Below are 25,103 nucleotides of genomic sequence, written 5' to 3'. Positions count from 1 at the left end.
ATGGATACCCTGTGGAAAGTTTTGTTGCACGACGTGCTGAGCCAACCTGCAGTCCTGATCGGTCTCACGGCGCTCGTCGGACTCCTCCTTCAGAAGAAAGCATTCCATCAGGTCGTCTCGGGCACGTTCAAGACCACCATGGGTTACCTCATCCTCGGAGCAGGCGCTGGAGTGACCGTTGGGGCCCTCGACAAGTTCGGGACCCTGTTCCAGAAGGGATTTGGCGTGCATGGCGTAGTGCCCCACAACGAATCCATCGTCGCCATCGCCGTCCAGACCTACGGCCGTGAAACCGCGCTCATTATGGCGCTGGGTCTTGTGGCGAACATCCTGTTCGCCAGGTTCACCCCGTGGAAGTACATCTTCCTCAGTGGCCACCATACCTTCTACATGGCGGTTCTGCTGGCGGCCATCTTCGTCAGCGCGGGCGTTACGGGATGGCCCATGGTCATCCTTGGGGCGCTGCTGCTGGGGTTCACCATGGTGCTGTATCCCGCGGTGGGCCAGCCGATCATGAGGAAGATCACGGACTCTGATGACATCGCCTTTGGCCACTTCAGCACGGTGGGCGCGGTCGTCGGAGCGGTGGTGGGCAAGTGGTTCGGTAATAAGGAGGACTCTACGGAGAGCATGAAGCTCCCCGAAAACCTAACCTTCCTCAGGGACACCTCCCTGGCGATCGCAGTGGTTATGTTCATCCTGTTCGTTGTTGTCTCCGCCGTGGCCGGCCAGGAAGCGGTCTCCCAACTATCGGGAGGCCAGAACTGGGTCGTTTTCAGCTTCCTGCAGGCCCTCACCTTCGCGGCCGGTGTGTATGTGATACTCGCCGGCGTCAGGATGATCATCGCGGAGATCATCCCCGCGTTCCGCGGTATCGCCATGAAGTTGGTGCCCAACGCGAAGCCGGCCCTCGATTGCCCCGTCGTGTACCCCTACGCCCCGACGGCGGTGTTCATCGGGTTCCTCTTCAGCTTCCTGGGCGGGATCGTCAGCATGATAGTCCAGGCGGCCCTCAGGTGGACTGTCATCGTCCCCGGCGTCATTCCGCACTTCTTTTGCGGAGCCAACGCCGGTGTGTTCGGGAACGCTACCGGGGGACGGAAGGGCGCCATGATCGGCGCGTTCGTCCACGGCGTGATCATCTCGTTCCTCCCTATCGCGCTGCTGGGCCTGCTCGGAGAGCTCGGGTACAAGAACACGACATTCTCGGACTCGGACTTCCTGATGACCGGTATCGCCGTCGGGTATATCGTGCGCCTGTTCAAGTAGGGTCGGGATAGTAGGATCGAAAGGGGCCGGAGGGGCCCGCCTCTCCGGCCCAGATGCTGTAACCGCAGGAGGGTCCGGACAGGACGCCGCAGACGGGAGGTCGCAAATGGAAGACATCTGCCGACGCATCCGCCGCGCCACGATCGACATGGTACAGAGGGCGGGTTCAGGGCACCTCGGTAGTTCCCTGTCGGTGATCGAAATCCTCGTCGCGCTGTACTATTCAACTATGGACCCCGAGCATGACAGGGTCATTCTGTCAAAGGGACATGGCTGCCCCGCCCTCTATGCGGTGCTCATCGACCGTGGGCTCATCCCGGAGTCCGAAGCGCCGCGCCTGCGGAAATTCGGGGGGATTCTCAAGGGGCACCCGGATATGAGGAGTACGCCCGGGATCGAGTTCTCGACGGGTTCCCTGGGCCAGGGGTTTTCGGCGGCCGCCGGCCTCGCCCTCGCCTACCGTATGGATGGGCGGCGCGGGACCATCTTCGCGATCCTGGGAGATGGCGAGCTCGACGAAGGCCAGTGCTGGGAGGCCTTCGCCTTCGCAGCTCACCTGCGCCTCGATAATCTCGTGGTGGTCATCGATCGAAACGGCCTGCAGCTGGATGGCTTCACATCTCACATACTGGACATGGAACCCCTCGCCGACAAGCTCAGAGCGTTCCGCTGGGAGGTGCTGGAAGCGGACGGGCACGATGCGCGCGGCCTCGCTCAGTCGTTCTGCCGCGCGAAGTCACTGCACGAGAACCGCCCCGTGGCGGTGATCGCGCGCACCGTCAAGGGCAAGGGAGTGTACGGGTTCGAGAACACCGTGGAGTCCCACAGCAGGCTCCTCACGCCGGAGGAATGGGCGAGGTCAACGGAGGCATGGAGCAGATGATCGGTGCGTCGTCGCTCAGGGACGTATTGGGCGAATGCCTTTGCGAAGCGGGGCGGAGTGAGCCTAACCTCGTGGTCCTGGATGCGGACCTCTCACGCTCCACGAAGACTGCTGCTTTTGCTGCCGAGTTCCCGGAGAGGTTCATCGACGTAGGGATCGCCGAACAGAACCTGATCGGGGTCGCGGCCGGCCTGGCGCTGGGCGGGAAGATCCCCGTGGCGGCCACGTTTTCCGTGTTCTACTCGAGATGCCTCGATCAGGTGAGGCAGAGCATCGCCTACACCGGTCTGAACGTGAAGCTCGTCGGCACCCATTCCGGCGTCTCCAACGGCAAGGATGGCGCGACCCACCACGCCCTTTTCGATCTGGCCTGTTTCAGGGCTTTGCCGGGGATAGCCATAATCAACCCGGGCGATCCACTGGAGCTCCGCCAGCTCTTTCCCCAGATCCTCAATTACAGAGGCCCATGTTACCTGCGCGTAACGCGGGAAGCGCTTCCACCGCAGGCGGGGCCTGAGGCCGTCCTGGGGAAGGGGCGCGTCCTCAAGGAAGGATCCGACGCGGTCATCTGCGCCACGGGGATGATGGTTTCACGGTCGATCCAGGCGGCAGGGGACCTCGACATTCTCGGTATTTCGACAGGCGTCATATCCTTCCACACCCTGAGACCGTTCGACGAGGACCTGCTCATTACGCACCTCCGCTCGAGGCGCGCAGTGGTGACGGCCGAGGATCACAACTCCGCCGGAGGGCTCGGGTGCCTCGTGTCCGAGCTGGTGGGGCGAACGAAACCGGTCCCCGTAGTCAGGGTGTCGTCAGGTGATGCCCTGGGAGACACGGGTACCGCCGACGAGATCTACCAGGCGCTCGGCCTTACCTCGGAGGCCATCGTGGATGCGGTGTTGAGGGCCCTGAAGATCAGGTGATGAGGTTGGCGGAAAACGGGGGTGACACCGATTTGAGGGTCTCGCCAGAGGAGGAGGCCTTTCTGAATAGAGAAGACAGGCCGGTTACGGAGCCAGATCCGGCAACGAACGGGCTTCCTTCCCTGCTCACTGAGGACAGGGTCCAGATTGGGCGCCTGGCCCGGGACTGGCGTGAGGCTCTTAAGGTTGCCTCGTCACCTCTAGTCCGGAACGGCGATGTGACTCCGGAGTATGTCCACGCCATGATAGGTATGGTGGAGGCCTTGGGCCCCTATATCGTGGTGGCCCCCGGTGTCGCTCTGGCTCATGCCAGGCCGGAGCAGGGTGTCCAAAGGCTCTGCGTGAGCATCACTGTCCTCGTTGAGCCGGTTCCCTTCGGCAGCGTGAACGACCCGGTATGGCTTATCTGCATCTTCGGCGCCGTCGATAACAGGTCACACGTCCTGCTTCTCAGCCAGCTCGCTTCCCTCCTGTCCGAAGAAAGAGATGTCAAGTCCCTGCGGCTGGCCAGAGAACCCCGCCATTTACTTGATATCGTGAAAAGGCGGTTTTCATGATCCTGCTTACGAAAGAGATCCCCACCGCGAGCAGGTTCATCTGGAGGGACTTGCTGAAGCCGGCCCGAGGCGGCGTTCAGGTCACCATGTCATTCAGGGTCTTCCCCGACGGCACCATCGGCACCACGTTGATGGACGCCGGCACCTTGATATCCACGAGAGCCGGTCCGTCAACCTCGAAGGCCTTCCTCAGCGCGGGTTCGACCTCATCTTGCGACCCGACCTTGAACCCGGGGATGCCGTAGGCGTCCGCTATCTTCACGAAGTCGGGATTCGCCTCGAGGTCTATCTGGCAGTACCTCGCGCCGCAGTAGTAGTGCTGCAGCTGGCGAACCATGCCGAGGCTGTCGTTGTTCATCACTATCATCTTGATGGGCAGCCTGTGGGCCACCACGGTGGAGAGTTCGTGCATGTTCATCTGGAAACTCCCGTCGCCGGACACGTGGATGACGGTGCGTCCGGGCAGGCCGAGCTGAGCGCCCACCGCGGCCGGGAGACCGTAGCCCATTGCGCCGAGGCCGCCCGACGAGATGAATGTCCTGGGCTTCGTGAACGGGTAGTGCTGCGCCACCCACATCTGGTGCTGTCCCACGTCGGTAGTAACGACGGCCTCGGGCGGCGCCACCGATGCCAGCGCCTCCACTATCTTAAATGGAAGCGACGGCTCGGGTGGCTGGATCGCTCGCATCCCTTCTACCCAGGACTTCCGCCCGGCGCCGTCCGCCTCCGCGGCCTTGACGTGCGGGATCAGCGCGGCCAGCACACGCGATATGTCGCCTACGATCGGGATGTCGGCTCTCACGTTCTTCCCGATCTCGGCGGGATCGACGTCGACGTGGATTATCTGCGCGTTCGGCGCGAACTCGCGCGCCTTGGCCGTGACCCTGTCGGCGAACCGGCAGCCCAGAGCGAGCAACACGTCGGCCTCCATGACGGCCCTGTTCGCGGAAGGCAGGCCGTGCATGCCAAGCATGCCGAGTGACAGCGGGTGGTTTCTCGGGAACGACCCGATCCCTATCATGGTGGTCACGACAGGGATCGTCGCCTTCTCGGCGAGTTCTAACAGCTGTCCGGACGCGCCCGACGACAGCACCCCGCCGCCCGCGCAGATGATCGGCCGTTTGGCGTTGTTGAGCGTCGCGGCGGCCTTCTGTACCTGCATGGAATGTGCGTCGTAGCAGGGTTTATACCCCGGCAGCCGCACTGCCTTCGGATACCTCGGCTCGATCGAGGACTCGCAAACGTCCCTGGGGAGGTCGATGAGTACCGGGCCCGGCCGTCCGGTTGAGGCTATGTGGAACGCCTCGCGCACGACGCGCGGGATGTCGGCGGCGTCCTTGACCAGGTAGCTGTGCTTGGTGATCGGCATCGTAATTCCGGTCATGTCGGCTTCCTGGAACGCGTCGCTGCCGAGCATGCACACGGCGACCTGTCCCGTCAATGCCACGAGCGGGACCGAATCCATGAAGGCGCAGGCTATCCCTGTTACGAGGTTGGTTGCCCCGGGACCCGATGTGGCCAGGCATACGCCGGTCTTGCCGGTGGCGCGGGCGTAGCCGTCCGCAGCGTGCGCCGCCGACTGCTCGTGCCTCACCAGGACGTGCTTCAGGCCGGAGCGAGCCTTTCTCTTGTGGAAGGCGTCGTAAATTGGCAGCACCGCTCCGCCCGGGTAGCCGAACACTATCTCGACGCCCTCGCGCTCGATCGCCTCGAGGAGGGCCTCCGCTCCGGTAACCCTGGCTCCGGCCGATACGGCCGCAGCCGCTGTCTCCGTGCTTGCCGTGCTATGGTGGTCCATACGCTACCGCCGGATCGCGTCTGCTATGAGAGTGCCCATTTCGCTCGTGCCTGCGACCGTGACCCCGGTCCCGGCACCCATATCCCTCGTGCGCCAGCCGCGATCCAGCGTTGACTCGACCGCCCTTTCCACTACGTCTGCCGCTTCGGGACTGTTCAGGCTGTACCTCAACATCATCGCCGCCGACATGATGGCCCCGACGGGGTTGGCTATGCCTTTCCCGGCTATGTCCGGGGCTGATCCGTGTACAGGCTCGTAAAGCGCCGGTCCTGCCGAGCCCATGCTCGCCGAAGGCAGAAGACCAAGCGATCCGACCAGAGCGCCGCCGAGGTCACTGAGTATGTCCCCGAACGTGTTCTCCGTCAGGATCACGTCGTACGATCCAGGGGCCGCGACCATCTTCATCGCGCACGAGTCCACGTACTGGTGGTCCACCGCCACGTCGGGGTATTCCGCCGCCACGCGGTTCACCACGCTCCGCCACATGCGTGAACTCTCGAGCACGTTGGCCTTGTCCACGGACGACACATTACGCCTGCGGAGCCTGGCGGCGTCAAACGCCACCCTCGTGATGCGCTCGATCTCCGCAGTCGTGTAAACCAGCGTATCGACCGCCTTCTCACCGCCTGGTACGCCGGGTATGGCCTCCCTCGACTTCGGGCCGAAATACAGCCCGCCGGTGAGTTCCCTCACGACGAGCATGTCAATGCCCGCGGCGATGTCCGCCCTGAGCGGCGAAGACGCCGCGAGCGCGTTGAACGACTTCACCGGGCGCAGGTTGGCGAACAACCCGAGACCCTTTCTCAGTCCAAGTATCGCCTTCTCGGGGCGCAGGTCGGGCGGATTGGAGTCAAATGCCGGGTCGCCCACCGCGCCGAATAGAATAGCCGAGCTCCGCTGGGCGGCCTGAAGTACCTCCGCGGGGAGCGGATTATTGAACTGCCGTATGGCGGCCCCTCCCACGGGGTACTCGCTGATGTCCAGTTCAAACCCGAACCTCTCTCCGCAGGCACCCAGCACGCGGACGGCCTCGGCTGTCACCTCGGGTCCCACGCCATCGCCGGGGAGCACAACAATTGGGAACCGGCGGCGCGAGGCCACCGGGTTTGCGGATGCCGTGGAACCTGCCGGACCGTTTGCCGTCATCGTGCGACCTCCGCCTCGACCTTCTCGGGATACACCGGAGTCCCGGTCGTCTTGGTGATCTCGCGGAATGCCTTGATCAGTCCGGCGGTGATGGGTCCGGGCGTGCCCCGACCGATCTTCCTGCCGTCGACGTTCACGACGGGTATTACCTCCGCCGCGGTGCCGGTAAGGAAGCATTCCTCGGCCACGTACATGTCGTGCAGGGTGAACATCTCTTCGGCAACGGGGATGCCCATGGATCTCCCGATGTCCATTATCAATGCTCGTGTTATGCCCTCGAGCACGCCCAGGTGCAGCGGTGGAGTGATCAGCCTTCCCCTCCGGACGATGAATATGTTATCTCCGGTGCCCTCTACGACGTAGCCCTCTGGACTCAGCATGACGACCTCGGGCACTCCCGCGAGGTTCCCGAGCAACTTGGCCAGGACGTTGTTGAGGTAGTTGAGGGGCTTGAGCCGTGGGTTGAGGGCGTCGACGGCAGTGCGCCGCGTGCTGACGGATACTATCGCGAGGCCCCTGGTATATAACTCCTCGGGGAATAGAGTAATCGTGTCGGCGATGATGAACACGGTAGCCTTTTGGCACTTGCGCGGGTCAAGTCCCAGATCGCCTACCCCGCGCGTGACCACCAGCCTGATATAGCAGTCCCGGAGATCGTTCGCCCTGACGGTGTCGAGGACGGCCTTTTCCATCTCCTTCCACGTCAGGGGAATTTCGAGCGCGATGGAGTGGGCATTCTCATACAGCCGGTCGAGGTGCTCGGTCAGCTTGAAGACACGTCCGCTGTAGCCCCGGATCCCTTCGAAAACCCCGTCGCCATAAAGAAGCCCGTGATCGAACACCGAGACTTTGGCCTGATCGGTAGGGACAAGGGAGCCATCTAACCAGATAAACTTCGCCACGAGTACAATCCCCCTTTCTGAGATTGCCCGGGCGCTCGTGGTTGCGCCGCGGGCTGAGCGCTCACAGGCGGGGTCAGGCGTGCCCGTTAGCGCCGTTCCCGTTGGACGGAACTCCGTTTACCTGTCGCACTCCCATTTCCCATAGCCGGTTGATGGCGTTCACGTACGCCTTTGCGCTCGCCTCAACCACGTCCACGCTCACACCGCGTCCCGCCGCCAGCCTGCCGCCGGCCTCCACCTTGATGCTCGCCTCGCCCAGGGCGTCCTTTCCACTCGTGACAGCCCTCAGCGTGTATTCGGTCAGCCGGCAGTTCATCCTGGCCGCCCTGTCGATCGCCTTGAACACGGCGTCCACAGGTCCGTCGCCGCTCGCCGCCTCGTTGACGACTGCGGCCGAGTCCCCGGTTGCCCCGGCCAGGACTCTGACCGTGGCCGTCGGCACGGTCGAGCTACCGGTGCTGATGTGATAGTAGTCCAGTACGAAGTGCGGCTCGGCGGAGTGCAACTCGTTCTCCACGATTGCTTCGATATCCCTATCGGTGATATCCTTCTTGCGATCCGCAAGATCTTTGAACTGGCGGAAAAGCCGGTCCAGTTCAGCCTCCGGCACCTCGTACCCGAGTTCCTCGAGCCTCGACCGGAACGCATGCCTGCCCGATACCTTGCCCAGCACTATCCGGTTCGACGGGAGTCCCACGGACTCGGGGGTCATTATCTCGTAGGTCAGCCGCTGCTTGAGCACGCCGTCCTGGTGGATGCCGGACTGGTGCGCGAAGGCGTTGGCCCCCACCACGGCCTTGTTGGGCTGGATCGGGACGCCGGTGAGCGTCGTCACGAGCCTGCTGGTCCGGTATATCTGGTCGGTAGCGATGTTCGTCTTCTTCCCGTAGTAGGAGTTGCGAGTGCCGAGGGCCATGACGATCTCCTCGAGGGAGGCGTTTCCTGCGCGCTCTCCGAGGCCGTTGATCGTGCACTCCACCTGCGTTGCGCCGGCCTCTATCGCCGCGAGCGAGTTGGCCACCGCCATGCCGAGGTCATTATGGCAGTGGACGCTGATGACCACGTCTTCCATGCCCTTGACGTTCCTGCGTGTGCCCTCGATCAGTTCGTAGAATTCGTTGGGCGTCGTGTAACCCACTGTGTCGGGTATGTTTATGGTCGTGGCGCCGGCGCGAACCGCGAGATCGAATATCCTGTAGAGGAACTCGGGGTCGCTCCGCGTGGCGTCCTCCGCGGAAAACTCCACGTCGGGAGTGAAGGACTTCGCGTACAGGACAGCCTCCTCCGCGGCCTTCAGGACCTCGTCGGGGGTCTTGCGCAGTTTGTGCTTCATGTGGACCTCCGACGTCGCGATGAACGTGTGGATCCTGGGTTTCTCCGCGTTCTTGACGGCCTTCCAGGCTGCGTCTATGTCGGCCTTGTTCGCCCTCGCAAGGCCGCAGATGACCGGCCCCCGCACGCGCTCGGCGATGGACTGCACCGCGGTCAGGTCGCCTGGGGATGTGATCGGGAACCCTGCCTCGATGATGTCCACCCTCAGGCGCGCCAGTTGCATGGCGATCTCCATCTTCTCGGCCGGGGTGAGGCTGACACCCGGCGTCTGTTCCCCGTCCCTGAGGGTGGTATCGAAGATGACGACTCGCTCTGACATCGCAACAACCTCCCGCTACTTGCGCTTTGGAAGCCAGGACATCATCGCCCTGAGCTTCTTGCCGACTTCCTCTATCAGGTGCGTCGCCTCGCGGGCCAGGAGGTTGTTGAACACCGGCCTGCCCGCCTGGTTCTCCAGGATCCAATCGCGCGCGAATTCCCCGCTCTGCACGCGCTCCAGTATCCTCTTCATGCCCTCGCGGGACTCGGGCGTGATCACCTTCTTGCCACAGGTCAGGTCGCCGTATACTGCCGTGTCACTGACGGAGAACCTCATGTAGTCGAGGCCGCCCTGGTAGATGAGGTCCACAATCAGCTTCATCTCGTGAAGACATTCGAAGTAGGCGACCTCCGGCTGATAACCAGCTCCAACCAGCGTCTCGAATCCGGACTTGATGAGCTCCGCCACGCCACCGCACAACACGGCCTGCTCGCCGAACAGGTCCGTCTCCGTTTCCTCCTTGAACGTCGTCTCGATGACACCCGCCCTGGTGCAGCCGATACCCTTTGCATACGCGAGCGCGAGCTTGAGCGCGCTGCCGGTGTAGTCCTGGTGGACGGCCACGAGTCCCGGCACGCCGCCACCCTGCTTGAACTCGTACCTGAACTGGTGCCCCGGGGCCTTCGGCGCGACCATGAAAACGTCGATGTCCGCGGGCGGGACGATCTGGCTGTAGTGAATGTTGAATCCGTGCGAGAAGCAGAGCGCCTTCCCCGGCTTGAGTCCAGGCGCAACGTACTGCTTGAATATCGCAGGCTGGTCCGTGTCGGGCGCGAGCATCTGAATGATGTCGGACTGGGCTGCCGCCTTGCCGATTTCCTCGACCGCGAGCCCGTCCGCCTTCACCCGGTCCCACGACCTGGAACCGGCGCGGAGCGCCACAACCACGTCGACGCCGCTGTCCCTCAAGTTCTGCGCCTGCGCGTGTCCCTGGCTACCGTACCCGACTACCGCCACTCTCTTTCCCTTCAGAAGCCCCAGATCCGCGTCCCCATCGTAGTAGATCCTCGCCATCATTGACGTCCCCCTTTTGAGATGTAACTATCTTTGGTCCCCGCACCATTGCTATCTGCCCGGTGCGCACGACCTCCTTGATACCGAACTCGCGAAGTAGCTGTATCAGGGCGTTTACCTTCTCTTCGTCCCCCGTTATCTCCACGATCATGCTCCGCTTGCCGAGGTCGATGACCTTCGCCCTGAATATGTCGACGATCTGCATGATCGCCGGGCGCTGCGAGGGCTCCGCCGTAACCTTGATCAGGGCGAGCTCCCGCGCCACGTGATCGTCCGACGTGACGTCGGACACCTTCAGAACGTTGATGAGCTTGTTCAGTTGCTTCGAAACCTGCTCGAGGACGTGGTCGTCTCCGCGGACCACGATCGTCATCCTCGAGACGGCCGGGTTCTCTGTGACGCCGACGGCCAGGCTCTCGATGTTGTAGCCCCTTCTCGAGAACAGGCCCGACACGCGGGTCAGGACACCGGGGTTGTTCTCGACCAGTACTGCGAGCGTGTGCCTCATCGCGCTACCTCCAGGCGCAGTCTGCACGTATAGTTGAGCGCAAAAACCTCCACAAACGATCCAAGGCCCCCCGTCCCCGCAGCCTCAACGACTGCGTCTAGGGACGAGGGGCCTTTCGTGTACCACCCTAATTCGCCGTACCCTCACGGGAACGGCCTCGGCCGGTGCAACGCGCACCGGGCAGATGTAACGGTCTTAGACCGGCTCGGCCTATTCATGCCGGCGCGCGTGGCGCCGCCGCACTTTCAGCCTGCGGCTCGGGGAGGAGCTTCGAGTTCGGGCCCGGCGCCGGTTCTCAGCGTCCCGGCTCTCTGTGGCCGGATAATCCGACCTCTTCTGGTTCCCCTCATTGCCTTTTCCACTTGCCGGGATGCCTGCTTGAAGGCCTTCCCGGAATATATTGCCCCCAATCTACCACGCTTTGCCTCGTTTGTAAAGCACCAATTGAAAGGGGGTGCGCTATCCCACCGAAATGCCCTTGTACTGCCTGGTTATCGCTGTAACCGAGACCTCGGCCGGCTACCGCGCGGGTATGCCGGCGCACCCCAGGTAGACGATCGTTTCGCGCCGCCCGTCGACCCCGAATACGGCGTTGACCCTGTCGTCATGGAACGCCCCAATCGTGCAACACCCGAGGCCCAGCGCGGTGGCCGCGAGGTAGAAGTTCTGGCCCACGTGGCCGGCATCGAGCAGCACGTAGCGCTCGCCCCGCGCGCCGTACCGCCTGGTGGTACGTTCGGCGACGACGCCCCACGCGAGAACCACGGCCGCCTCCTCCACCATCCGCTGGCCCGCGCACGCGTCCTTCAGTTGTCTCGGCGACCCGCCGCCCTCCAGCGGCTCCAGGGCGTGTTCCTCCGGCCGGTAGTGGTAGACGGCGTGCTCCAGGCCCGGGACGCGGTTCGCGACGACGTACGTCTCAATCGGGTACCTTGCCCCCGCCGAGGGGACTGTCCTCGTATCGCCGTTCACCCCCGCGGTCGCCCAGAGAATCTGGGAAAGTGCCTCCACCCTGAGCGGCCCGGGAGAGAACTCCCGCCCCGACCGCCTGGTTGCGACAACCCACCAGAATGGCGGACCGCCCGACGACTCCGGCCGTGGCAGCGGCATTGCCCCGTCATTCTTGTGCGCCCGCCCGGACGTCTCCATCGCACGCATCTCCCTTTGCAGGCATTAGCGATTCTTTCAACAGCGTTCCCGTCTCGTCCTCTCGCAAACATGACAGGGACGCGCGGCGGAGCCCCGCCAGGGGTCTCCTGCATATTACTTTCTTACGTAAAACCCGCCTGAACGGAAGGAGTATTGCGCATTTGTATAGAAACTGACTGAGCCAAGGCCCCGGTTCCAGACAAATACTCCAGCACTGCCGGCGCGGTAACGTACGCTTTTCGTCCAGTGGGCTGATGGGCCTGGAAAGGGGGGATCGCGGCTCGAGGGGAACGGATTGTGCAGGATGTTTTCGGGGTCGGAAAGGTTTGCCCATGATGTGGGGCATGGAAAAAGAAAGAGAGGGGTAGAGAATTGATGATGAAGGCAAAGTGGTTCGCAGTCCTGGTCGCTACGGCGCTCGTGATGACGCTCGTGGCGGGCTGCGTCGGACAGCCGGCGAAGCCCGCTGAGCCCGCGAAGCCGGCCGAGCCGGCGAAGCCCGCTGAGCCCCCGAAGCCTGCGGAGCCCACCGAGATTAAGATAGGCGTTGTCGCGCCGATGACCGGTGACGTTTCCACCTTCGGTGTGAGCACCAAGCAGGGTGCCGAACTCGCTGCCAAGCAGATCAACGAGAAGGGCGGTATCCTCGGCAAGAAGATCGTCCTGAAGGTCGAGGACGACAAGAACCAGCCGACCGAGACTGCGGCGGCCGTGCAGAAGCTCATCACCCAGGACAAGGTAGTGGCCATTATTGGTTCGGTCGCTTCCAAGTGCACTCTGGCCGGCGCGCCCATCGCCAACTCCAACAAGGTCCCCTTGATAAGCCCAACCTCGACCAACGAGAAAGTCACACAGGTCGGCGAGTACATCACCAGGGCGTGCTTCATCGACCCGTTCCAGGGCGCCGTCATGGCGAAGTTCGCGTGGGAGAACCTGAAGGCCAAATCGGCGGCGTGCCTCTTTGACGTGACCAACGACTATACGAAGGGACTCGCGGAGTCCTTTAAAGCCAACTTCGAGAAGCTCGGCGGCAAGGTCGTCGAGTACCAGACGTACAACGTCGGCGACCAGGACTTCAAGCCCCAGCTGACCAAGATCAAGGCGAAGAACCCCGAGGTCCTGTTCCTTTCCGACTACTACAACACAGTCGGCCTCATCACCAAGCAGGCCAGGGAAATGGGCATCAAGTCCGTGTTCCTCGGCGGCGACGGCTGGGACAGCGCCGACCTGACGAAGATCGGCGGCAAGTCGATCGAAGGTGGCTTCTTCTCCAACCACTACTCGCCTGACGCCAAGAACCCTGAGGCAGTCGCCTTCCGCGAGGCGTATGAGAAGGACTACAAGTCCACTCCAGACGCCCTGGCGGCTCTCGCTTATGATGCGACCATAATCCTGGCGGATGCCATCAAGAGGGCCGGCAAGCTTGACGGCACCGCGATCAAGGACGCCATCAACTCGACGAAGGACTTCAAGGCGGTGTCCGGCAACATCACCATCGACCCGGCGACGCGCAACCCGATCAAGAGCGCCGTGGTTCTGAAGGTAAAGGACGGCAAGTTCGCATTCGAGGCGCTGGTCAATCCGTAAGACCGGCCCGATAACGTCCGTAACAGTGGGGGTGGCCCCCGTGGGGGCCCCCCTCTGTGTGTGAAGTTACTCCCGGGAGTGAGGACGACTTGGTGGAGTTTGTCCAGCAGCTTATAAACGGTGTCTCCCTGGGATGCATCTACGCGTTAATAGCCCTCGGTTACACCATGGTCTACGGGATCGTCAGGCTCATCAACTTCGCCCACGGCGACATATACATGATCGGCGCTTACATCGGCTACAAAGTGGCGAACTGGATGGGTCCGCATTTTGTCCCCGCACTTATCTTAGCTATGGCGGGTTCAGCCCTGGCGGGCGTGACCATCGAGAAGATCGCCTACAAACCGCTCCGGAACGCCCCGAGGATCGCGCTGCTCACCACGGCGATAGGCGTCTCCATATTCCTTGAGAACGCCGTCAGGAAATTCGTTAGCCCGAACTTCCTGCCGTTCCCCGACCTGATAACGAGGGTGCCCTACGAAATCGGTGGGGTCACATTTTCAAACGTCCAGGTTTTCGTCCCGCTCGTTGCCGCGGCGCTCGTTGTGATCCTGCAATACGTCGTCCTCAAGACAAAGCCCGGCAAGGCGATGAGGGCCGTCTCGTTCGACAAGGATTGTGCCAGGCTCATGGGGATTGACGTGGACAGGATCATAACGATAACGTTCGCCATCGGGTCGTCTCTAGCCGCGGCGGCCGGCGTGCTGGTAGGCGTCGCGTACCCCAGGATCGACCCATACATGGGAGTGATGGCCGGCCTGAAAGCGTTTGTGTCTGCGGTTCTTGGCGGCATCGGGATCATCCCCGGCGCCGCGCTCGGCGGGCTGTTCATGGGGTTGGCTGAGGTCATGGCCATTCACTTCATTAACTCGGCGTTCAAAGATGCCGTCGCATTCGTCATTCTCATCATTGTACTACTGGTCAAGCCCTCTGGCCTGCTTGGCAAGTACGCCAGCGAGAAAGTGTAGGTGAGCGCGAACATGAGGAGTTCGAATGGGAACACGTCTATGCTGACCGGTTTCCTGCGCACGTTCGTCGCGCCCGCCGTCGCTCTCGCCGTGATGTACAAGGTCGTCGTTGCGCTGTTCGGTAGGAACGACTACTACATGTACGTGCTTACCCTTGCGTGCATGAACGTCATACTGGCAACAAGCCTCAACCTGATCAACGGCTTCACAGGGCAGTTCTCCCTCGGGCATGCCGGTTTCATGGCGGTGGGTGCCTATGTCGCCGGCTCTCTGACGAAGTTCGCGCAGATATCGTTCATACCCGCTCTGCTTGTCGGGGCTGTCGCCGCCGCAATGGCCGGCGTCCTGGTGGGCCTACCGACCCTCCGGCTGAAGGGTGACTACCTCGCCATCGCCACCCTGGGATTCGGCGAGATAATCAGGATGCTCATAATAGCATCCGACCAGATAGGGATGAAGTTTCTCGAGGGGCCCCGCGGCGTGATGGGGATCACCAAGTTCACCTCGTTCGCCTGGGCTTATCTCCTCGCGGCCATTTCGGTGTGGGTCATAGCCAACTTCATCTGGTCGACCCACGGACGGGCGTGCATCTCCGTCCGCGAAGACGAGGTTGCCGCCGAAGCGATGGGCGTCGACACGACCAGGTACAAGGTCATGGCCTTCAGCATCGGCGCCGGTTTTGCCGGTCTGGCCGGCGGGCTACACGGGCACTTCCTGCAGATGCTACACCCGTCGTCTTACGACTTTCTCAAGTCCGTCGACTACATCGTGATGGTCGTCGTGGGCGGGATGGGGAGCCTGACTGGTTCCGTGGTCGCAGCCGTGTTCCTCACGGTGTTTAACGAGGTCCTGAGGAGGGTAATGGAACTCAGGATGCTCGTGTACGCGTCATGTCTGGTTGCCATAATGCTCACCAGACCCCAGGGCCTGTTAGGAGGCAAGGAGTTCAGTCTCGGCATCTTCAGATTCCTGGTGCCCCCGTCAAAGCGGCCCAGTGTTAGGAGTGATGAGCGTGGCGTTACTTGAGATCAGGGACCTTACGATCAACTTCGGGGGCCTGAGGGCAGTGGCGGGGTTCAACCTCTTTCTCGAGACGGGAGACCTGAAGGGCCTGATCGGCCCAAACGGCGCCGGCAAGACCACGGTGTTCAACATGCTGACTGGGGTCTACAGGCCGGACACCGGCCGTGTAGCGCTTGAAGACAAGTCCCTTATCGGGTTGAAACCGCACCAGATCACCTCGCTGGGCCTTTCGAGGACTTTCCAGAATATCAGGCTCTTCAAGGGCCTTTCGGTACTGGACAACGTCCGCATCGCTCTCCACCTCGGGGCCAGGTGCAGCGTTGCGGAGGCGGTGTTCCGCCTGCCGAGGTATTATGCTGAAGAGAAGCGGATAGCCGACCGGGCAATTGAACTTCTGAGCGTATTCAGACTGGATGACCGCAAGGACGCGATTGCGTCGGGCCTGCCGTATGGCGAACAGCGCCGCCTGGAGATAGCGCGGGCCCTGGCCACCAATCCGAAGGTCCTGCTGCTCGACGAGCCTGCGGCCGGCATGAACCCACAGGAAAGCCAGGAGCTCATGAGCCTGATCAAGTGGATCAACAAGGAGTTCAACCTGACGATCCTCCTCATCGAGCACCACATGGAGGTCGTCATGGGGGTATGCCAGCGGATCACCGTCCTTGACTACGGTGTCACGATCGCGGAAGGATCTCCCGGCGAGATCAAGCGGAACCCCAGGGTAATTGAGGCGTATCTCGGGGAGGAGGTCCGCGATGCTGGAGATTAAGAGCCTGGACGTCTTCTACGGCGCGATTCACGCGCTGAAGGGCGTGTCGGTCAAGGTCAACGAGGGGGAGATCGTCACGCTGATAGGCGCCAACGGCGCCGGCAAGAGCACCTGCCTTAAGACCATATCCGGCCTTCTCCGGCCGAAGTCGGGGGACATCCTCTTCCAGGGGAAGTCGATAAAAGAGATGCCCGCGCACAAGATCGCGGAGGGCGGGATATCTCATGTCCCCGAGGGGCGACGCGTGTTCGCCAACATGTCGGTGTTCGAGAACCTCGAACTCGGGGCGTATCCGAGAAACGACAAGGATGGCGTCCGCGAAGACATGGAGAAGGTATTCAAGCGGTTCCCGAGACTCCTCGAGCGCAGGAACCAGCTTGCGGGGACGCTCTCGGGCGGCGAACAGCAGATGCTCTCCATCGGCAGAGGGCTCATGACGAAGCCGAAAATCCTCCTTCTGGACGAGCCGTCGATGGGCCTCGCGCCCCTGCTGGTACGCGAGATATTCGACATCATAAAGGAGCTCAACCGGGAAGGTGTCACGGTGATGCTCGTCGAGCAGAACGCGCACATGGCGTTGTCCATCGCCAGCAGGGCGTACGTCCTGGAGACGGGGCGTATTACGCTCGAAGGTTTGGCGTGCGAGCTCAGGGAAGACCCGCACGTGAAGAAGGCCTACCTGGGCGAGTAGCCGCCGCCTCGGAGCGGAGTATGGCCAATTGTGTTCATCGCTCCCCGCCACTGCACTACGGCGGGGGCTTTTCGTGGGCGGCTTGGGCCCGGGGATACTCGGCGAGGCCGGGCTGCGAGAGCCCGGCATCACACGGAGTCGTCGATAACCCTGTAGATCGCGCATGTAGATATACCGTGGACCGATTTCAGGGCCTGGAGAACGCCATGCAGTTCATCCCTGGTGCATGGGGGAAGAAACACCGCGAGGTCGACGCCGCCGTCGCTGGTTTCGGACCTGTGCCAGGTAGGGGTGAGACGCCGGCCGGCAAACTCCGAAAGCACGAGGTCGGCGAGGCGCGGTGACGGCAAGGCGTCCCCACGTAATCGGGCGTAGTGGGGCATGGTCGGTTCCGTCCGGGTCAGAGCCGCAGTCCCGGACGGGACTCGGTAGTCGGGTTCGCAACCGGCCCTCCGGGCTATTCTTGCGATGCCTGCGATGACCTTGGCCGCCACCGCACGCGGGCCTGCCGCGGTCCCCTGCAGTACGACGCGTCCGAAGCCCTCGCCGCTGACCACGACCGCTCCATCGTGCCCCTCCACCCGGCCGAGCAGGCTGTCCGCGGGGACCATTGCCGGGAAGACTGCTGCCCAGAACTGGGACCCGTGCAGGCGGCGCGCAAGTCCGATCAGCTTTATGCAGTGGCGCGCCTCGAGGGCGAAGGCCATGTCGACCAGGCTCACACCCTCCACACCCTCGGTCGCGACTTCGGAAGGCTCGAACCAGAACCCGAAGGCCTCGGTCAGGGTGAGCGCAATCTTCGCAGCGGAATCGCGCCCGCTCGTGTCTCTCCTCGGGTCGGGTTCGGTAGCGCCGGCCTTCTTGCTGGCGTCGAGCCCTTCTCGCAACGAGAGCAGCCTGTCTTTCATCTGGGTCAGAAGGTTGTTGCACGTTCCGCTGAAGACGCCTGTAACCTGGTATATGCCTGCGGGTGCAAGGTGCTCTCGGATTGGACCGAGTACCGGTACCGCGCCCCCGACCGTCGCCTCGTAGTCGACCACGACCTTCCGCTCCAGCGCCGCCCGCAGAATGGCCGGCCCATACACGCCCATCAGGTCCTTGTTAACGGTCACAATCGAGCAACCGCGCTCGATGCCCGTCATTACATAAGAATAGGCCGGTTCGACGCCACCGATTGCCTCCACCAGTATGGATGCCTTGAGGGTCTCTTCGAAGTCAGTGGTAACGGACGCCGGGTCTGCTACTGCCGTCCTGGCCGACGATGCTTCAACGTCGTCTTTGACAAGAATCCGGTGCACGAAGACGGGACATCTGCACATCGCCAGGAGTTCGCGTTCACTGGATACAATCTGGCGGTATATTTCCTGGCCCACGCCCCCGAACCCGAGCAAAGAAACCGCCACCGCGGTTCCACCCTGTTCCGCACCGAACCTACGCATCGGTTCCCCCGCCATTCTGTGTGCCCCCCTCCGCCGACTGCCTGACGCTGTCAAGGTAGTTGTAGACGGTAAACCTCGATATCTGCAGCGCCCTCGCGACGTCCTCAACGGAGTTCCGAAGGAGGAAAACCCCGCGCCTGTCCAGTTCCCCAATCACTCTGAGCTTGTCCTCCCTGGTCATCAGCGTGACAGGCCGGCCCACGCTTGTTTCGGCCTCTCTAAGCATCGAGGTGAGGGCCTTCCTGAGGTCGAAAAGCGGCTGTCCGGCGTCCCGCTCGGGTCCGGCTGCAGGCCGGGCTGCCCAGTCCGAAGGTGGTGTGTCAAGCAGGCCCTGGAGAAACCCGGACATGAACTCCAGTACAGTGGTTTCTATGACGATCGAAATTGCAAGTCCCGGTCCGATCCTGGCCGACGTGCACTTGAACCTCCGTCCGGTCGTGCCGGTCACGACCCGGGTGACCGGTTCGCCGGCAGGCAGGTCGGCACAGAGGGACGGGGCATAAGCCCCCGCTTCGTCGCCCTTGCGCCTTCCGGTAACGCTTCCGTTCTCAATCGCCAGGACGACCGCCCGGCCATCTTCCTCCAAGCGGACGAGCGACGCCTCGCTCGAAGGCCCGAAGCACCTCACGATTGCTTTGAGGACCGGCAGCACTGCAGGAGCAGAGTCCGGGTCCTTGCCGGCTTGTGCCGTCACGCGCACTCCCTCGCTTCCCGGTAGTCCTGAATCCAAGCATACTTGTCCGGGAATTGCCTGTCAAAACTCCCGGGGCAGTGTCATCGTACGACATGTTGAGACATTGACATTTTGTTGAAGCCGGTCTATTATTTTGGCAGTGATGGATCTTGAAAGAGGTGACGCCTGCATGTGGGACATTGAGGAGATCAAGAGGGACCGCGCGACGTACGACCGCAAGCTATTCGAATCGGGCCGGCTGTTCAAAGACCTCGAAGACCTTGAAGTCACCGCATTCAAGGACGGGGCCATTCCCAGGAAGTACAAGGAACTCATGGGGTTGGCGGTGTCATTGAACGTCAAGTGCTATCCGTGTGTCCAGTTTCACGTCGACGCAGCCATGGCGGCCGGGGCCACGAGGGAAGACGTGCTTGAGACACTGGCATGTGCGGTCGCCATGGGGGGAGCCGTAACCCAGGTGGTCGCGAGGTTTGCCCTGAAAGTCCTGGAACGCTGGGAGGACAGGTAGTCGATTATGCATTGCCTTCTCGGGCTGACTTTATCCCGCCCGTGAAGGCACGCCCCTGCAACCGGCTTCGTCCGGCAGGGGCTCATCCGCCCGAGGGCGAGACCCGTCGGAGGTGAGGTTCGCAATGGGCTCCGTGTTGAAGGGTGAGACTGCGGCAGTCGCCGCCGCCCTTCTCTGGGGGGTCAATTATTCCACCGTGAAGCTGGTCCTCAAATCGATGCCGGAGCCCCAGTTCCTCCTGTTGCGCTTCGCCATCTCCACCTGCGTCATGGCGGTGTGGTTGAAGCTCAGGGGCGAGACCCTCATCGTAGAACGCAGGCACCTGGCGCCGGTGCTGGCGCTCGGAATCGCCGGGGTGGGCATCTTCAACATCCTGTGGACATACGGCATACACAGGACGACCGCGTCGAATGCCGCGGTCCTCATCGCTACCTCCCCGATTATTGCGGGACTGTACTCGGCGTTGCTGCGAATCGAGCGCCCAGCTCCGCGCCGGTTTGTGGGAACAGCCCTTGCGTTCGCCGGGGTGTATGCGATCGTCGCCGCTTCGCCGGCCGGCAGGTTTGACCCCAAGTCCGGCAGTCTTTCAGGTAACCTGCTGGTCTTCACCAGCGCGTTCCTGAGCGCGTTTTACTCGGTTACGGCTAAACCGTTGCTCGGGTGCTACTCCCCACTGAAGCTCACAGCGCTCGCTATGGCGGGAGGGCTCCCGGTCCTTGTCCCGTTCGGACTGGTCCACGGCGACTTCTCGGCGCTTGCCGGGCTCGCCCCCGCGACCTGGCTGCAGTTCGCCTACGTCGTGGCCTGCGGAACCGTCATCTCGTTCACGCTGTGGTACCAGGGCATACGGGACTCCGGTCCGCTCAAGACGACGCTGTTTCATTTCCTGGTTCCCACGGTATCCATGGTGGTGGCGCCACTGATCCTCGGCGAGATTGTCTCGCGTGCGCAGATCGCCGGGGCCGTGCTGGTCTTCACAGGGGTCGTGATCGCGAGGGGGACCACACCACGGCAGAGCCCGCAAACCCGCGCGAGCGCGTAGTTCACGTATCGGTGGCGACTCCGCTACAATTGCAGGTAGTACAACAAAGCGAGCGCCCCGGCGATCCGCTGACGGTGCGCTCGCGTCTGAAGTCCAGGACATATCACGAACTGTAATTGCGCCCGTGTCGCCATCCTGCTACACCTGGGTCATCTGCTGGCCGCAACACGACTGGGGGCTCGACGAACTCGAGCCGCAGCTCCTGCACACATACGATCCTTTCGTCGCCATCGCTAGTCCGCAACAGAAATCCGGAAGGGTGCTAGTCTTGCCGCACCTGGGACATACGTACCTGGCCATGCCCTCACCCCCTATCAACCGGTATTCGCGCACACTCGTACACATTATTTCCAGCTGGTGGAGGCGGTAATCGCGCATGGAAAAACGAAAGGGGTCGCGCTTCACGCGGCCCCGCGTGGTATCCCCGCAGGTCTACGGGCGTTCGACCCTGAGCTTCGTTAACACCGACGAGATCCTGATCTCAACAGTGCTCTTGGACGAACCGTAGTTGGGCGTCACCCAGTGTCCGTCACTCTTTGCGAACCCCGCCGATCCCAGGTTCTGCTCGGTGAACGCGCTCGAGGTCTTGACCCTCATACCCACCGAAGACGGGACCACAACGGTGACCTCCGACGCGCCGGTGTTGATCGTGACGTCAGTGGCGAGGCCGTTGTCGCCGAGCCTGATCTTGAGCTGGCCCGCGCCCATGCCGACGTCGAGAGCGGACAGCTTGACCGTCGCCAGGTTCATGTCGGCAATGATGGCACCCGCGTCGATGTCGAGTGAGACGGGCACCGATTCATTGAGACCGATCCTCCAGCTGGACCTGGTCCCGTCGCGCCGTCCCCAGGCGTGCTCGCCCTTGATGCTCATCGTGGCCCTGGCGCCGGAGCGGTCGTAGTTCACCACCGGTGTGGCGCCGGTGTAGTCCAGGTAGCCTTCGATCAGGTTTGAGGTCCCACCCGAGAGCTCCAGGTTGCCGGTGCCCAGGTCCATCGCCACGGCGAGAGAACTGACGCCGGGCTCGAGCGCCTGCGAAACGTGCACGGTCCCGCTCCTGTCGTCCCCCGGGAAGGGCCGCGGCGGGCTGCCCGGGCGGAACACGTAATCCGGCCAGTTCCCCGCGAACTGCAGCGGCAGTGATATAGCGTTGAGCGCTATCATCACTATCAGCAGGAACACGAGGAGACCGGGCACTCGCCGCCTCAACAACACGAGGACGCCTATGACGATCAGGATGACCGGCCAGTAAGCCGCCGCGTCCAGCCACACCCGCCAGCTGATGTACCCCAGCGTGTTGCCCAGGAGCACGAGTCCGACGGCCACGAAAAGTAGACCTTCGATAAGCGCTGCCATTTTACCTCGACTGCCTCCTGAGGATTATCGCTATTCCGATAGCCACCAGAATGAGAGGCCAGAGGTGATCGGGCCTGATCCACCAGAACTGCGCCCACCACCAGCCCGGGAGAACAGCGCGCGCCAGGAAGTAGGCGCCAAGGAGTATCAAGACGTACCCGAACAACCGGCTCGAGGAACCGCCGCTCTCGCCCGAAACCTCCCGGCCCCCCGCCTGCCCGTATCCACCCGGGCCCCCGTCCTGCCCATCTCCGGGACCGGCGCCGTCCTCAGGCCGCCCTTCGTCGGGAGTGGCCTGTGGTGCAGCCTGTTCGGCGGGCTTTGGGGCCGGCGCCCGTCCGGCGTCGCGACCTCCGGTCGGGTAGCAGGACTTGGGTTCTTCGGGGATGATTATCGCCGCTATGATGTAGGCGGGGACCCCGGGGCCCGCGAGGATCGCGAGCACCCACAGGAGCCGCACCAGCACGACGTCAACTTCGAAGTACTTTGCTATGCCACCCGCCACTCCGAAAAGCATCTTATCGGTCCTCGACCTGTACAGCCTCTTCATGCCACTTCCTCCTTGTAATCCATCTGCGACCTGCTGTCACGCAAGAGCCCGGCAATTATCAGCCCCAGGCCGACCATAGCGAGCCCCGCACTGAGGCAGGCCAGCCCCACCTGGGGGATCCTGAACATGACCCACAGGGTAGTCCGGGCGTCCACCGCCATCCCCTGCGCCAGCCGCACAAGCGACGGGAATGCCCCCGCCCTACCGAGCACCGCCGCCACCAGGGTGGCCAGCCTGTCCCGGATCAGTCCGGTCAGGAGGTAACCGGCCACGCCCGCGGAACCCAGCGACGCCACCGCCAGGATTCGGCTTCGCAGACCCGGCGGGCTCGACAGGACCTCCGTCATCACTCTCGGGGCCAGCGCTTGCGGTGGCAACTCGAAATCGAGCGACTCGAGCCTGCTGCGGATCTCTCGCATCGCTGCGAGAGTGGCCGCACACACGGCGCAGCGCCCGGCGTGCTCCTCAAGCCCCGGCGTTTCATCCCCGTCCAGGTATGCGTCGAGTTCCTCTTCCGAGAAACACCTCATGCTATCACCTCTCTTCCACCGGCCTGACCGGCGGCCGGCCTGACGGCCGGTGCGGTCTCCTGCAGGAGCCGCTCTCGTAACATCTTCCTCGCCCTGAACAGCCTGTTCTTGACGATCGTCAGGTTCAACCCGGTGATCTGCACGATTTCCGCCAGCGACAGGCCTTGAACGTGGAACAGCTCCACGACCGTCCTGTATTCGGGCGACAGACTCATCAGCGCCGCCCTCACGGAATCACGCTCTTCAGTCCTTTCGGCCATTTCCTCGGGCCCCGCGGACAGGTCGGGGATCTCCATCTCCGGTCCGCCCCCGGCCGGCATCCACGCCACGTGCGCCCTCCGTCTCATGAGGTCGTTTGCGGTGTTCGCCGTTATCCTCAAGAGCCAGGGCCTGAACGGGCTGCCCCGGCGGAAGGTCGATAGCGAGCGGAACGCTTTCAGGAACGACTCCTGCGCCACATCCATCGCATCTTCCGGGTTGCCCGTCATGCGGTGAGCGAGGCTGAAAACCGGCTTCTGGTATGCCAGGATAAGGCCTTCGAAGGCCTCTGAATCCCCGGCCAGGCACCGGCCTATAATCTCCTCTTCGTTCACCGCATTCCCTCCAACTGTGAATACGGAGGCAGCGCTTAAAGGTCTGATTCAATGTCAACAGTTGCTGCGCACCCTACACTCGACAGTCTAACCAGCGCAGGCCGGATTGTGAAGGGTTGTTCGACCGGTTGCCGAATATCACATCCGGATTGGGGTTGACGTTTGGCGCTCGTGTCCGGTCGTCAACCAAACTGGCGTTTGTTATTCACAGATTGTGTATAAACCTGTGGATAAACTATGTTTCGCATGTGAGATCGACACGAATTGCCTATGTGTCGAGCACTGTCAGGTTCTTGGACGTTGTTGCTATAGTTTACAGAAAGGGATGATGGCATGCTCAAGGAGGTTTCGTCGGGCGCGATCGCATACTTTATGGACAACTGGCCTGTCGATGTGGGGCCAGTAACGTCGCAATCCGCAGGGGAGGCCGGCCGTGAACCGCGGATCCTCATGATCCACGACGCATTCGGGCAGTGGACGTTCCCCAAGGGCCTGGTCGAGGACGGCGAAAGCGTTGAGGAGACCGCTTTGAGGGAGCTCAGGGAGGAGACGGGGATCGAGGGAACGATCGAGCATAGCCTCGGTCGCGCCCACTACTTCTACCACACCTCCGGCAGGGACCTCGTTTCCAAGACGGTTCACTACTTCCTGGTGAGGTCGGAGCCGCGTGAGCCGGTCCCGCTGCTGGCGGAGATCCGCGACGCAAAATGGGTGGATCTGGTCGAAACCAGGCGACTCAACGGATACCGCAACAACCTCGACGTGCTGGACAAGGCTATAGAACTGATCGAGAGGCACTCACGGAAGTAGGGCGACCGGCGGCTAGCCCGGCGATCAGACCTCCGGGTGCGAACGGCCCCGTCGAAGCGTGCATCCGGATGTCGTACGTTTTCCATGACTGCCGGTGCGCGACAGGCAGGATCGGGCCGCACCGGTAGTGAATCCCACCAGGCATGAAGGGCGCCAGTGGTTGACGATCTGAGGGGTGGAGCCTACGAAGACTCCAGCCAAGGTGATCGCAGCCCTGGCTCTTTGTTTTGTCGTACGGTTTGTCACGGCTACCCCGCCCGGCGCGCGGGGGTCCGGCGGTTCTGCGACCCACATTATCGTCGTTGAGGCGCTTCCTTACGGTGAGCGTAGCGGGCGCGCGGGAACACCCGCGCGCGACGCCGCACTGGAGGTGCCTCTTTTCTTTCTTCAGCCCGCCGCGCGGGGACGCGCTGCCTGGCCGTCGCGGGGCGCGTTCGCGCTCGTACTGTACGACAGGACCGGTGGCGACACACGGCTCGTGACAGCGCACGCCGGACTGCTCGGGCTGGCGAGGGCAACGGCGGGTGGCCGGGGTACCCCGGCGGTGCCCGTGTTCGCGCTGCGCGTCTCAGAGGGTAAGGCGCTCGTGGTGGTGGGGCCGCCCGGCATATCCTGGGCGGTGCTCGATGTAGGCGAATCGTGGGGAGAGAGGCTGGAGGCGGGGGACGGCTCGCCGGTCGTGGTGCGTGCCGTGAACGTGGGCAGTGCCCGCGCATTCCCGCCGGCCGGTGAGAAGTGAA

General features: G+C 62.7%; 26 protein-coding genes. 13 read left to right on the top strand and 13 right to left on the bottom strand.

Annotation, left to right across the window (positions count from 1 at the left end; translation table 11 throughout):
- The 4 genes from HPY55_00350 to HPY55_00335 all read left to right on the top strand — a co-directional run bounded on the left by HPY55_00350 (position 1) and on the right by HPY55_00335 (position 3,635).
- The gene (locus HPY55_00350; protein NPV69078.1) at positions 1–1,269 is read left to right on the top strand and encodes a PTS ascorbate transporter subunit IIC; all 1,269 of its coding nucleotides are present in this window, start codon (positions 1–3) and stop codon (positions 1,267–1,269) included.
- Positions 1,270–1,375: 106 nt separating this feature from the next.
- Positions 1,376–2,152 (top strand): transketolase, encoded by a 777-nt coding sequence (locus HPY55_00345; GenBank protein NPV69077.1) that lies wholly within the window; start codon positions 1,376–1,378, stop codon positions 2,150–2,152.
- Positions 2,119–3,078, top strand: coding sequence for a transketolase family protein (locus HPY55_00340; GenBank protein ID NPV69076.1), 960 nt, complete (start codon positions 2,119–2,121; stop codon positions 3,076–3,078). The genes HPY55_00345 and HPY55_00340 overlap by 34 nt, the downstream gene beginning before the upstream one ends.
- A complete protein-coding gene (locus HPY55_00335) occupies positions 3,078–3,635 on the top strand; it encodes a PTS sugar transporter subunit IIA (GenBank protein ID NPV69075.1) in 558 nt (185 codons plus the stop codon). Before HPY55_00340 ends, HPY55_00335 begins: the two co-directional genes overlap by 1 nt.
- Before the next feature lie 76 nt (positions 3,636–3,711).
- Here the strand turns inward: HPY55_00335 and ilvB are convergent, their stop codons facing one another.
- The 7 genes from ilvB to HPY55_00300 form a co-directional block, all read right to left on the bottom strand.
- Complete coding sequence (ilvB, locus tag HPY55_00330) at positions 3,712–5,433, bottom strand: biosynthetic-type acetolactate synthase large subunit (protein ID NPV69074.1); 1,722 nt, start codon at positions 5,431–5,433, stop codon at positions 3,712–3,714.
- Between the two features lie 3 nt (positions 5,434–5,436).
- Positions 5,437–6,579, bottom strand: a complete 1,143-nt coding sequence (gene leuB, locus HPY55_00325) for a 3-isopropylmalate dehydrogenase (GenBank protein ID NPV69073.1) — start codon at positions 6,577–6,579, stop codon at positions 5,437–5,439.
- Positions 6,576–7,481, bottom strand: a complete 906-nt coding sequence (gene ilvE, locus HPY55_00320; protein ID NPV69072.1) for a branched-chain-amino-acid transaminase — start codon at positions 7,479–7,481, stop codon at positions 6,576–6,578. The genes leuB and ilvE overlap by 4 nt, the downstream gene beginning before the upstream one ends.
- A gap of 73 nt (positions 7,482–7,554) precedes the next feature.
- Positions 7,555–9,132 carry a 2-isopropylmalate synthase gene (locus tag HPY55_00315; GenBank protein ID NPV69071.1) on the bottom strand — a complete coding sequence of 526 codons (1,578 nt, stop codon included), beginning with the start codon at positions 9,130–9,132 and terminating at the stop codon, positions 7,555–7,557.
- A gap of 15 nt (positions 9,133–9,147) precedes the next feature.
- Positions 9,148–10,146: a ketol-acid reductoisomerase gene (ilvC, locus tag HPY55_00310; protein ID NPV69070.1), complete on the bottom strand. Its 999-nt coding sequence runs from the start codon at positions 10,144–10,146 to the stop codon at positions 9,148–9,150.
- A complete protein-coding gene (ilvN, locus tag HPY55_00305; protein NPV69069.1) occupies positions 10,067–10,654 on the bottom strand; it encodes an acetolactate synthase small subunit in 588 nt (195 codons plus the stop codon). The genes ilvC and ilvN overlap by 80 nt, the downstream gene beginning before the upstream one ends.
- Before the next feature lie 519 nt (positions 10,655–11,173).
- Positions 11,174–11,803, bottom strand: coding sequence for a SagB/ThcOx family dehydrogenase (locus HPY55_00300; GenBank protein NPV69068.1), 630 nt, complete (start codon positions 11,801–11,803; stop codon positions 11,174–11,176).
- Between the two features lie 378 nt (positions 11,804–12,181).
- Between HPY55_00300 and HPY55_00295 the strand changes: the two genes are divergently transcribed.
- The 5 genes from HPY55_00295 (at position 12,182) to HPY55_00275 (ending at position 16,841) form a co-directional block, all read left to right on the top strand.
- Positions 12,182–13,390, top strand: a complete 1,209-nt coding sequence (locus HPY55_00295) for an ABC transporter substrate-binding protein (GenBank protein NPV69067.1) — start codon at positions 12,182–12,184, stop codon at positions 13,388–13,390.
- A gap of 92 nt (positions 13,391–13,482) precedes the next feature.
- Positions 13,483–14,358, top strand: coding sequence for a branched-chain amino acid ABC transporter permease (locus HPY55_00290; GenBank protein ID NPV69066.1), 876 nt, complete (start codon positions 13,483–13,485; stop codon positions 14,356–14,358).
- A gap of 39 nt (positions 14,359–14,397) precedes the next feature.
- Entirely contained in the window at positions 14,398–15,384 is a 987-nt protein-coding gene (locus HPY55_00285; protein NPV69065.1) for a branched-chain amino acid ABC transporter permease, read from the top strand.
- The gene (locus tag HPY55_00280; protein ID NPV69064.1) at positions 15,371–16,150 is read left to right on the top strand and encodes an ABC transporter ATP-binding protein; all 780 of its coding nucleotides are present in this window, start codon (positions 15,371–15,373) and stop codon (positions 16,148–16,150) included. Before HPY55_00285 ends, HPY55_00280 begins: the two co-directional genes overlap by 14 nt.
- Complete coding sequence (locus HPY55_00275; GenBank protein ID NPV69063.1) at positions 16,137–16,841, top strand: ABC transporter ATP-binding protein; 705 nt, start codon at positions 16,137–16,139, stop codon at positions 16,839–16,841. Before HPY55_00280 ends, HPY55_00275 begins: the two co-directional genes overlap by 14 nt.
- A 128-nt stretch (positions 16,842–16,969) precedes the next feature.
- Here HPY55_00275 and HPY55_00270 read toward each other — a convergent pair whose 3' ends face one another.
- Both HPY55_00270 and HPY55_00265 read right to left on the bottom strand, forming a co-directional pair.
- Entirely contained in the window at positions 16,970–18,280 is a 1,311-nt protein-coding gene (locus HPY55_00270; protein ID NPV69062.1) for a homoserine dehydrogenase, read from the bottom strand.
- Positions 18,273–18,974, bottom strand: a complete 702-nt coding sequence (locus HPY55_00265) for a hypothetical protein (GenBank protein NPV69061.1) — start codon at positions 18,972–18,974, stop codon at positions 18,273–18,275. The genes HPY55_00270 and HPY55_00265 overlap by 8 nt, the downstream gene beginning before the upstream one ends.
- A gap of 169 nt (positions 18,975–19,143) precedes the next feature.
- Here HPY55_00265 and HPY55_00260 point away from each other — a divergent pair, with 169 nt between their 5' ends.
- Together HPY55_00260 and HPY55_00255 are read left to right on the top strand one after the other, a co-directional pair.
- Positions 19,144–19,482 (top strand): carboxymuconolactone decarboxylase family protein, encoded by a 339-nt coding sequence (locus HPY55_00260; protein ID NPV69060.1) that lies wholly within the window; start codon positions 19,144–19,146, stop codon positions 19,480–19,482.
- 124 nt (positions 19,483–19,606) lie between these two features.
- Positions 19,607–20,524, top strand: a complete 918-nt coding sequence (locus HPY55_00255; protein ID NPV69059.1) for an EamA family transporter — start codon at positions 19,607–19,609, stop codon at positions 20,522–20,524.
- Between the two features lie 432 nt (positions 20,525–20,956).
- Here HPY55_00255 and HPY55_00250 read toward each other — a convergent pair whose 3' ends face one another.
- Genes HPY55_00250 through HPY55_00235 form a run of 4 tightly spaced genes read right to left on the bottom strand, consistent with a single transcriptional unit; the run spans position 20,957 to position 23,553 of the window.
- Positions 20,957–21,880 (bottom strand): hypothetical protein, encoded by a 924-nt coding sequence (locus HPY55_00250; GenBank protein NPV69058.1) that lies wholly within the window; start codon positions 21,878–21,880, stop codon positions 20,957–20,959.
- A 1-nt stretch (position 21,881) separates the two neighbouring features.
- Positions 21,882–22,430 carry a PspC domain-containing protein gene (locus HPY55_00245; protein ID NPV69057.1) on the bottom strand — a complete coding sequence of 183 codons (549 nt, stop codon included), beginning with the start codon at positions 22,428–22,430 and terminating at the stop codon, positions 21,882–21,884.
- On the bottom strand, positions 22,427–22,960 hold the full coding sequence (locus HPY55_00240; GenBank protein NPV69056.1) for a hypothetical protein: 534 nt from the start codon (positions 22,958–22,960) through the stop codon (positions 22,427–22,429). Before HPY55_00240 ends, HPY55_00245 begins: the two co-directional genes overlap by 4 nt.
- A complete protein-coding gene (locus HPY55_00235; protein ID NPV69055.1) occupies positions 22,957–23,553 on the bottom strand; it encodes a sigma-70 family RNA polymerase sigma factor in 597 nt (198 codons plus the stop codon). Before HPY55_00235 ends, HPY55_00240 begins: the two co-directional genes overlap by 4 nt.
- 333 nt (positions 23,554–23,886) lie before the next feature.
- Between HPY55_00235 and HPY55_00230 the strand changes: the two genes are divergently transcribed.
- The gene (locus tag HPY55_00230; GenBank protein NPV69054.1) at positions 23,887–24,363 is read left to right on the top strand and encodes an NUDIX domain-containing protein; all 477 of its coding nucleotides are present in this window, start codon (positions 23,887–23,889) and stop codon (positions 24,361–24,363) included.
- Between the two features lie 175 nt (positions 24,364–24,538).
- Complete coding sequence (locus HPY55_00225; protein ID NPV69053.1) at positions 24,539–25,102, top strand: hypothetical protein; 564 nt, start codon at positions 24,539–24,541, stop codon at positions 25,100–25,102.
- Position 25,103: the final 1 nt, after the last annotated feature.

It is taken from the genome of Bacillota bacterium (genome assembly GCA_013178305.1).
GTDB lineage: Bacteria > Bacillota > Sulfobacillia > JABLXB01 > JABLXB01 > JABLXB01.
Note: the sequence above shows the minus strand (reverse complement) of the source record. Positions and strands in the feature narration are given on the sequence as shown.

Bases quoted from the DNA above. Each gene is read 5' to 3' on its own strand.
- HPY55_00350 (NPV69078.1), top strand. From the start codon at position 1: ATGGATACCCTGTGGAAAGTTTTGTTGCACGACGTGCTGAGCCAACCT.
- HPY55_00345 (NPV69077.1), top strand. From the start codon at position 1,376: ATGGAAGACATCTGCCGACGCATCCGCCGCGCCACGATCGACATGGTA.
- HPY55_00340 (NPV69076.1), top strand. From the start codon at position 2,119: ATGGGCGAGGTCAACGGAGGCATGGAGCAGATGATCGGTGCGTCGTCG.
- HPY55_00335 (NPV69075.1), top strand. From the start codon at position 3,078: ATGAGGTTGGCGGAAAACGGGGGTGACACCGATTTGAGGGTCTCGCCA.
- ilvB (NPV69074.1), bottom strand. From the start codon at position 5,433: ATGGACCACCATAGCACGGCAAGCACGGAGACAGCGGCTGCGGCCGTA.
- leuB (NPV69073.1), bottom strand. From the start codon at position 6,579: ATGACGGCAAACGGTCCGGCAGGTTCCACGGCATCCGCAAACCCGGTG.
- HPY55_00315 (NPV69071.1), bottom strand. From the start codon at position 9,132: ATGTCAGAGCGAGTCGTCATCTTCGATACCACCCTCAGGGACGGGGAA.
- ilvC (NPV69070.1), bottom strand. From the start codon at position 10,146: ATGGCGAGGATCTACTACGATGGGGACGCGGATCTGGGGCTTCTGAAG.
- ilvN (NPV69069.1), bottom strand. From the start codon at position 10,654: ATGAGGCACACGCTCGCAGTACTGGTCGAGAACAACCCCGGTGTCCTG.
- HPY55_00300 (NPV69068.1), bottom strand. From the start codon at position 11,803: ATGGAGACGTCCGGGCGGGCGCACAAGAATGACGGGGCAATGCCGCTG.
- HPY55_00295 (NPV69067.1), top strand. From the start codon at position 12,182: ATGAAGGCAAAGTGGTTCGCAGTCCTGGTCGCTACGGCGCTCGTGATG.
- HPY55_00285 (NPV69065.1), top strand. From the start codon at position 14,398: ATGCTGACCGGTTTCCTGCGCACGTTCGTCGCGCCCGCCGTCGCTCTC.
- HPY55_00275 (NPV69063.1), top strand. From the start codon at position 16,137: ATGCTGGAGATTAAGAGCCTGGACGTCTTCTACGGCGCGATTCACGCG.
- HPY55_00270 (NPV69062.1), bottom strand. From the start codon at position 18,280: ATGCGTAGGTTCGGTGCGGAACAGGGTGGAACCGCGGTGGCGGTTTCT.
- HPY55_00260 (NPV69060.1), top strand. From the start codon at position 19,144: ATGTGGGACATTGAGGAGATCAAGAGGGACCGCGCGACGTACGACCGC.
- HPY55_00255 (NPV69059.1), top strand. From the start codon at position 19,607: ATGGGCTCCGTGTTGAAGGGTGAGACTGCGGCAGTCGCCGCCGCCCTT.
- HPY55_00250 (NPV69058.1), bottom strand. From the start codon at position 21,880: ATGGCAGCGCTTATCGAAGGTCTACTTTTCGTGGCCGTCGGACTCGTG.
- HPY55_00245 (NPV69057.1), bottom strand. From the start codon at position 22,430: ATGAAGAGGCTGTACAGGTCGAGGACCGATAAGATGCTTTTCGGAGTG.
- HPY55_00240 (NPV69056.1), bottom strand. From the start codon at position 22,960: ATGAGGTGTTTCTCGGAAGAGGAACTCGACGCATACCTGGACGGGGAT.
- HPY55_00230 (NPV69054.1), top strand. From the start codon at position 23,887: ATGCTCAAGGAGGTTTCGTCGGGCGCGATCGCATACTTTATGGACAAC.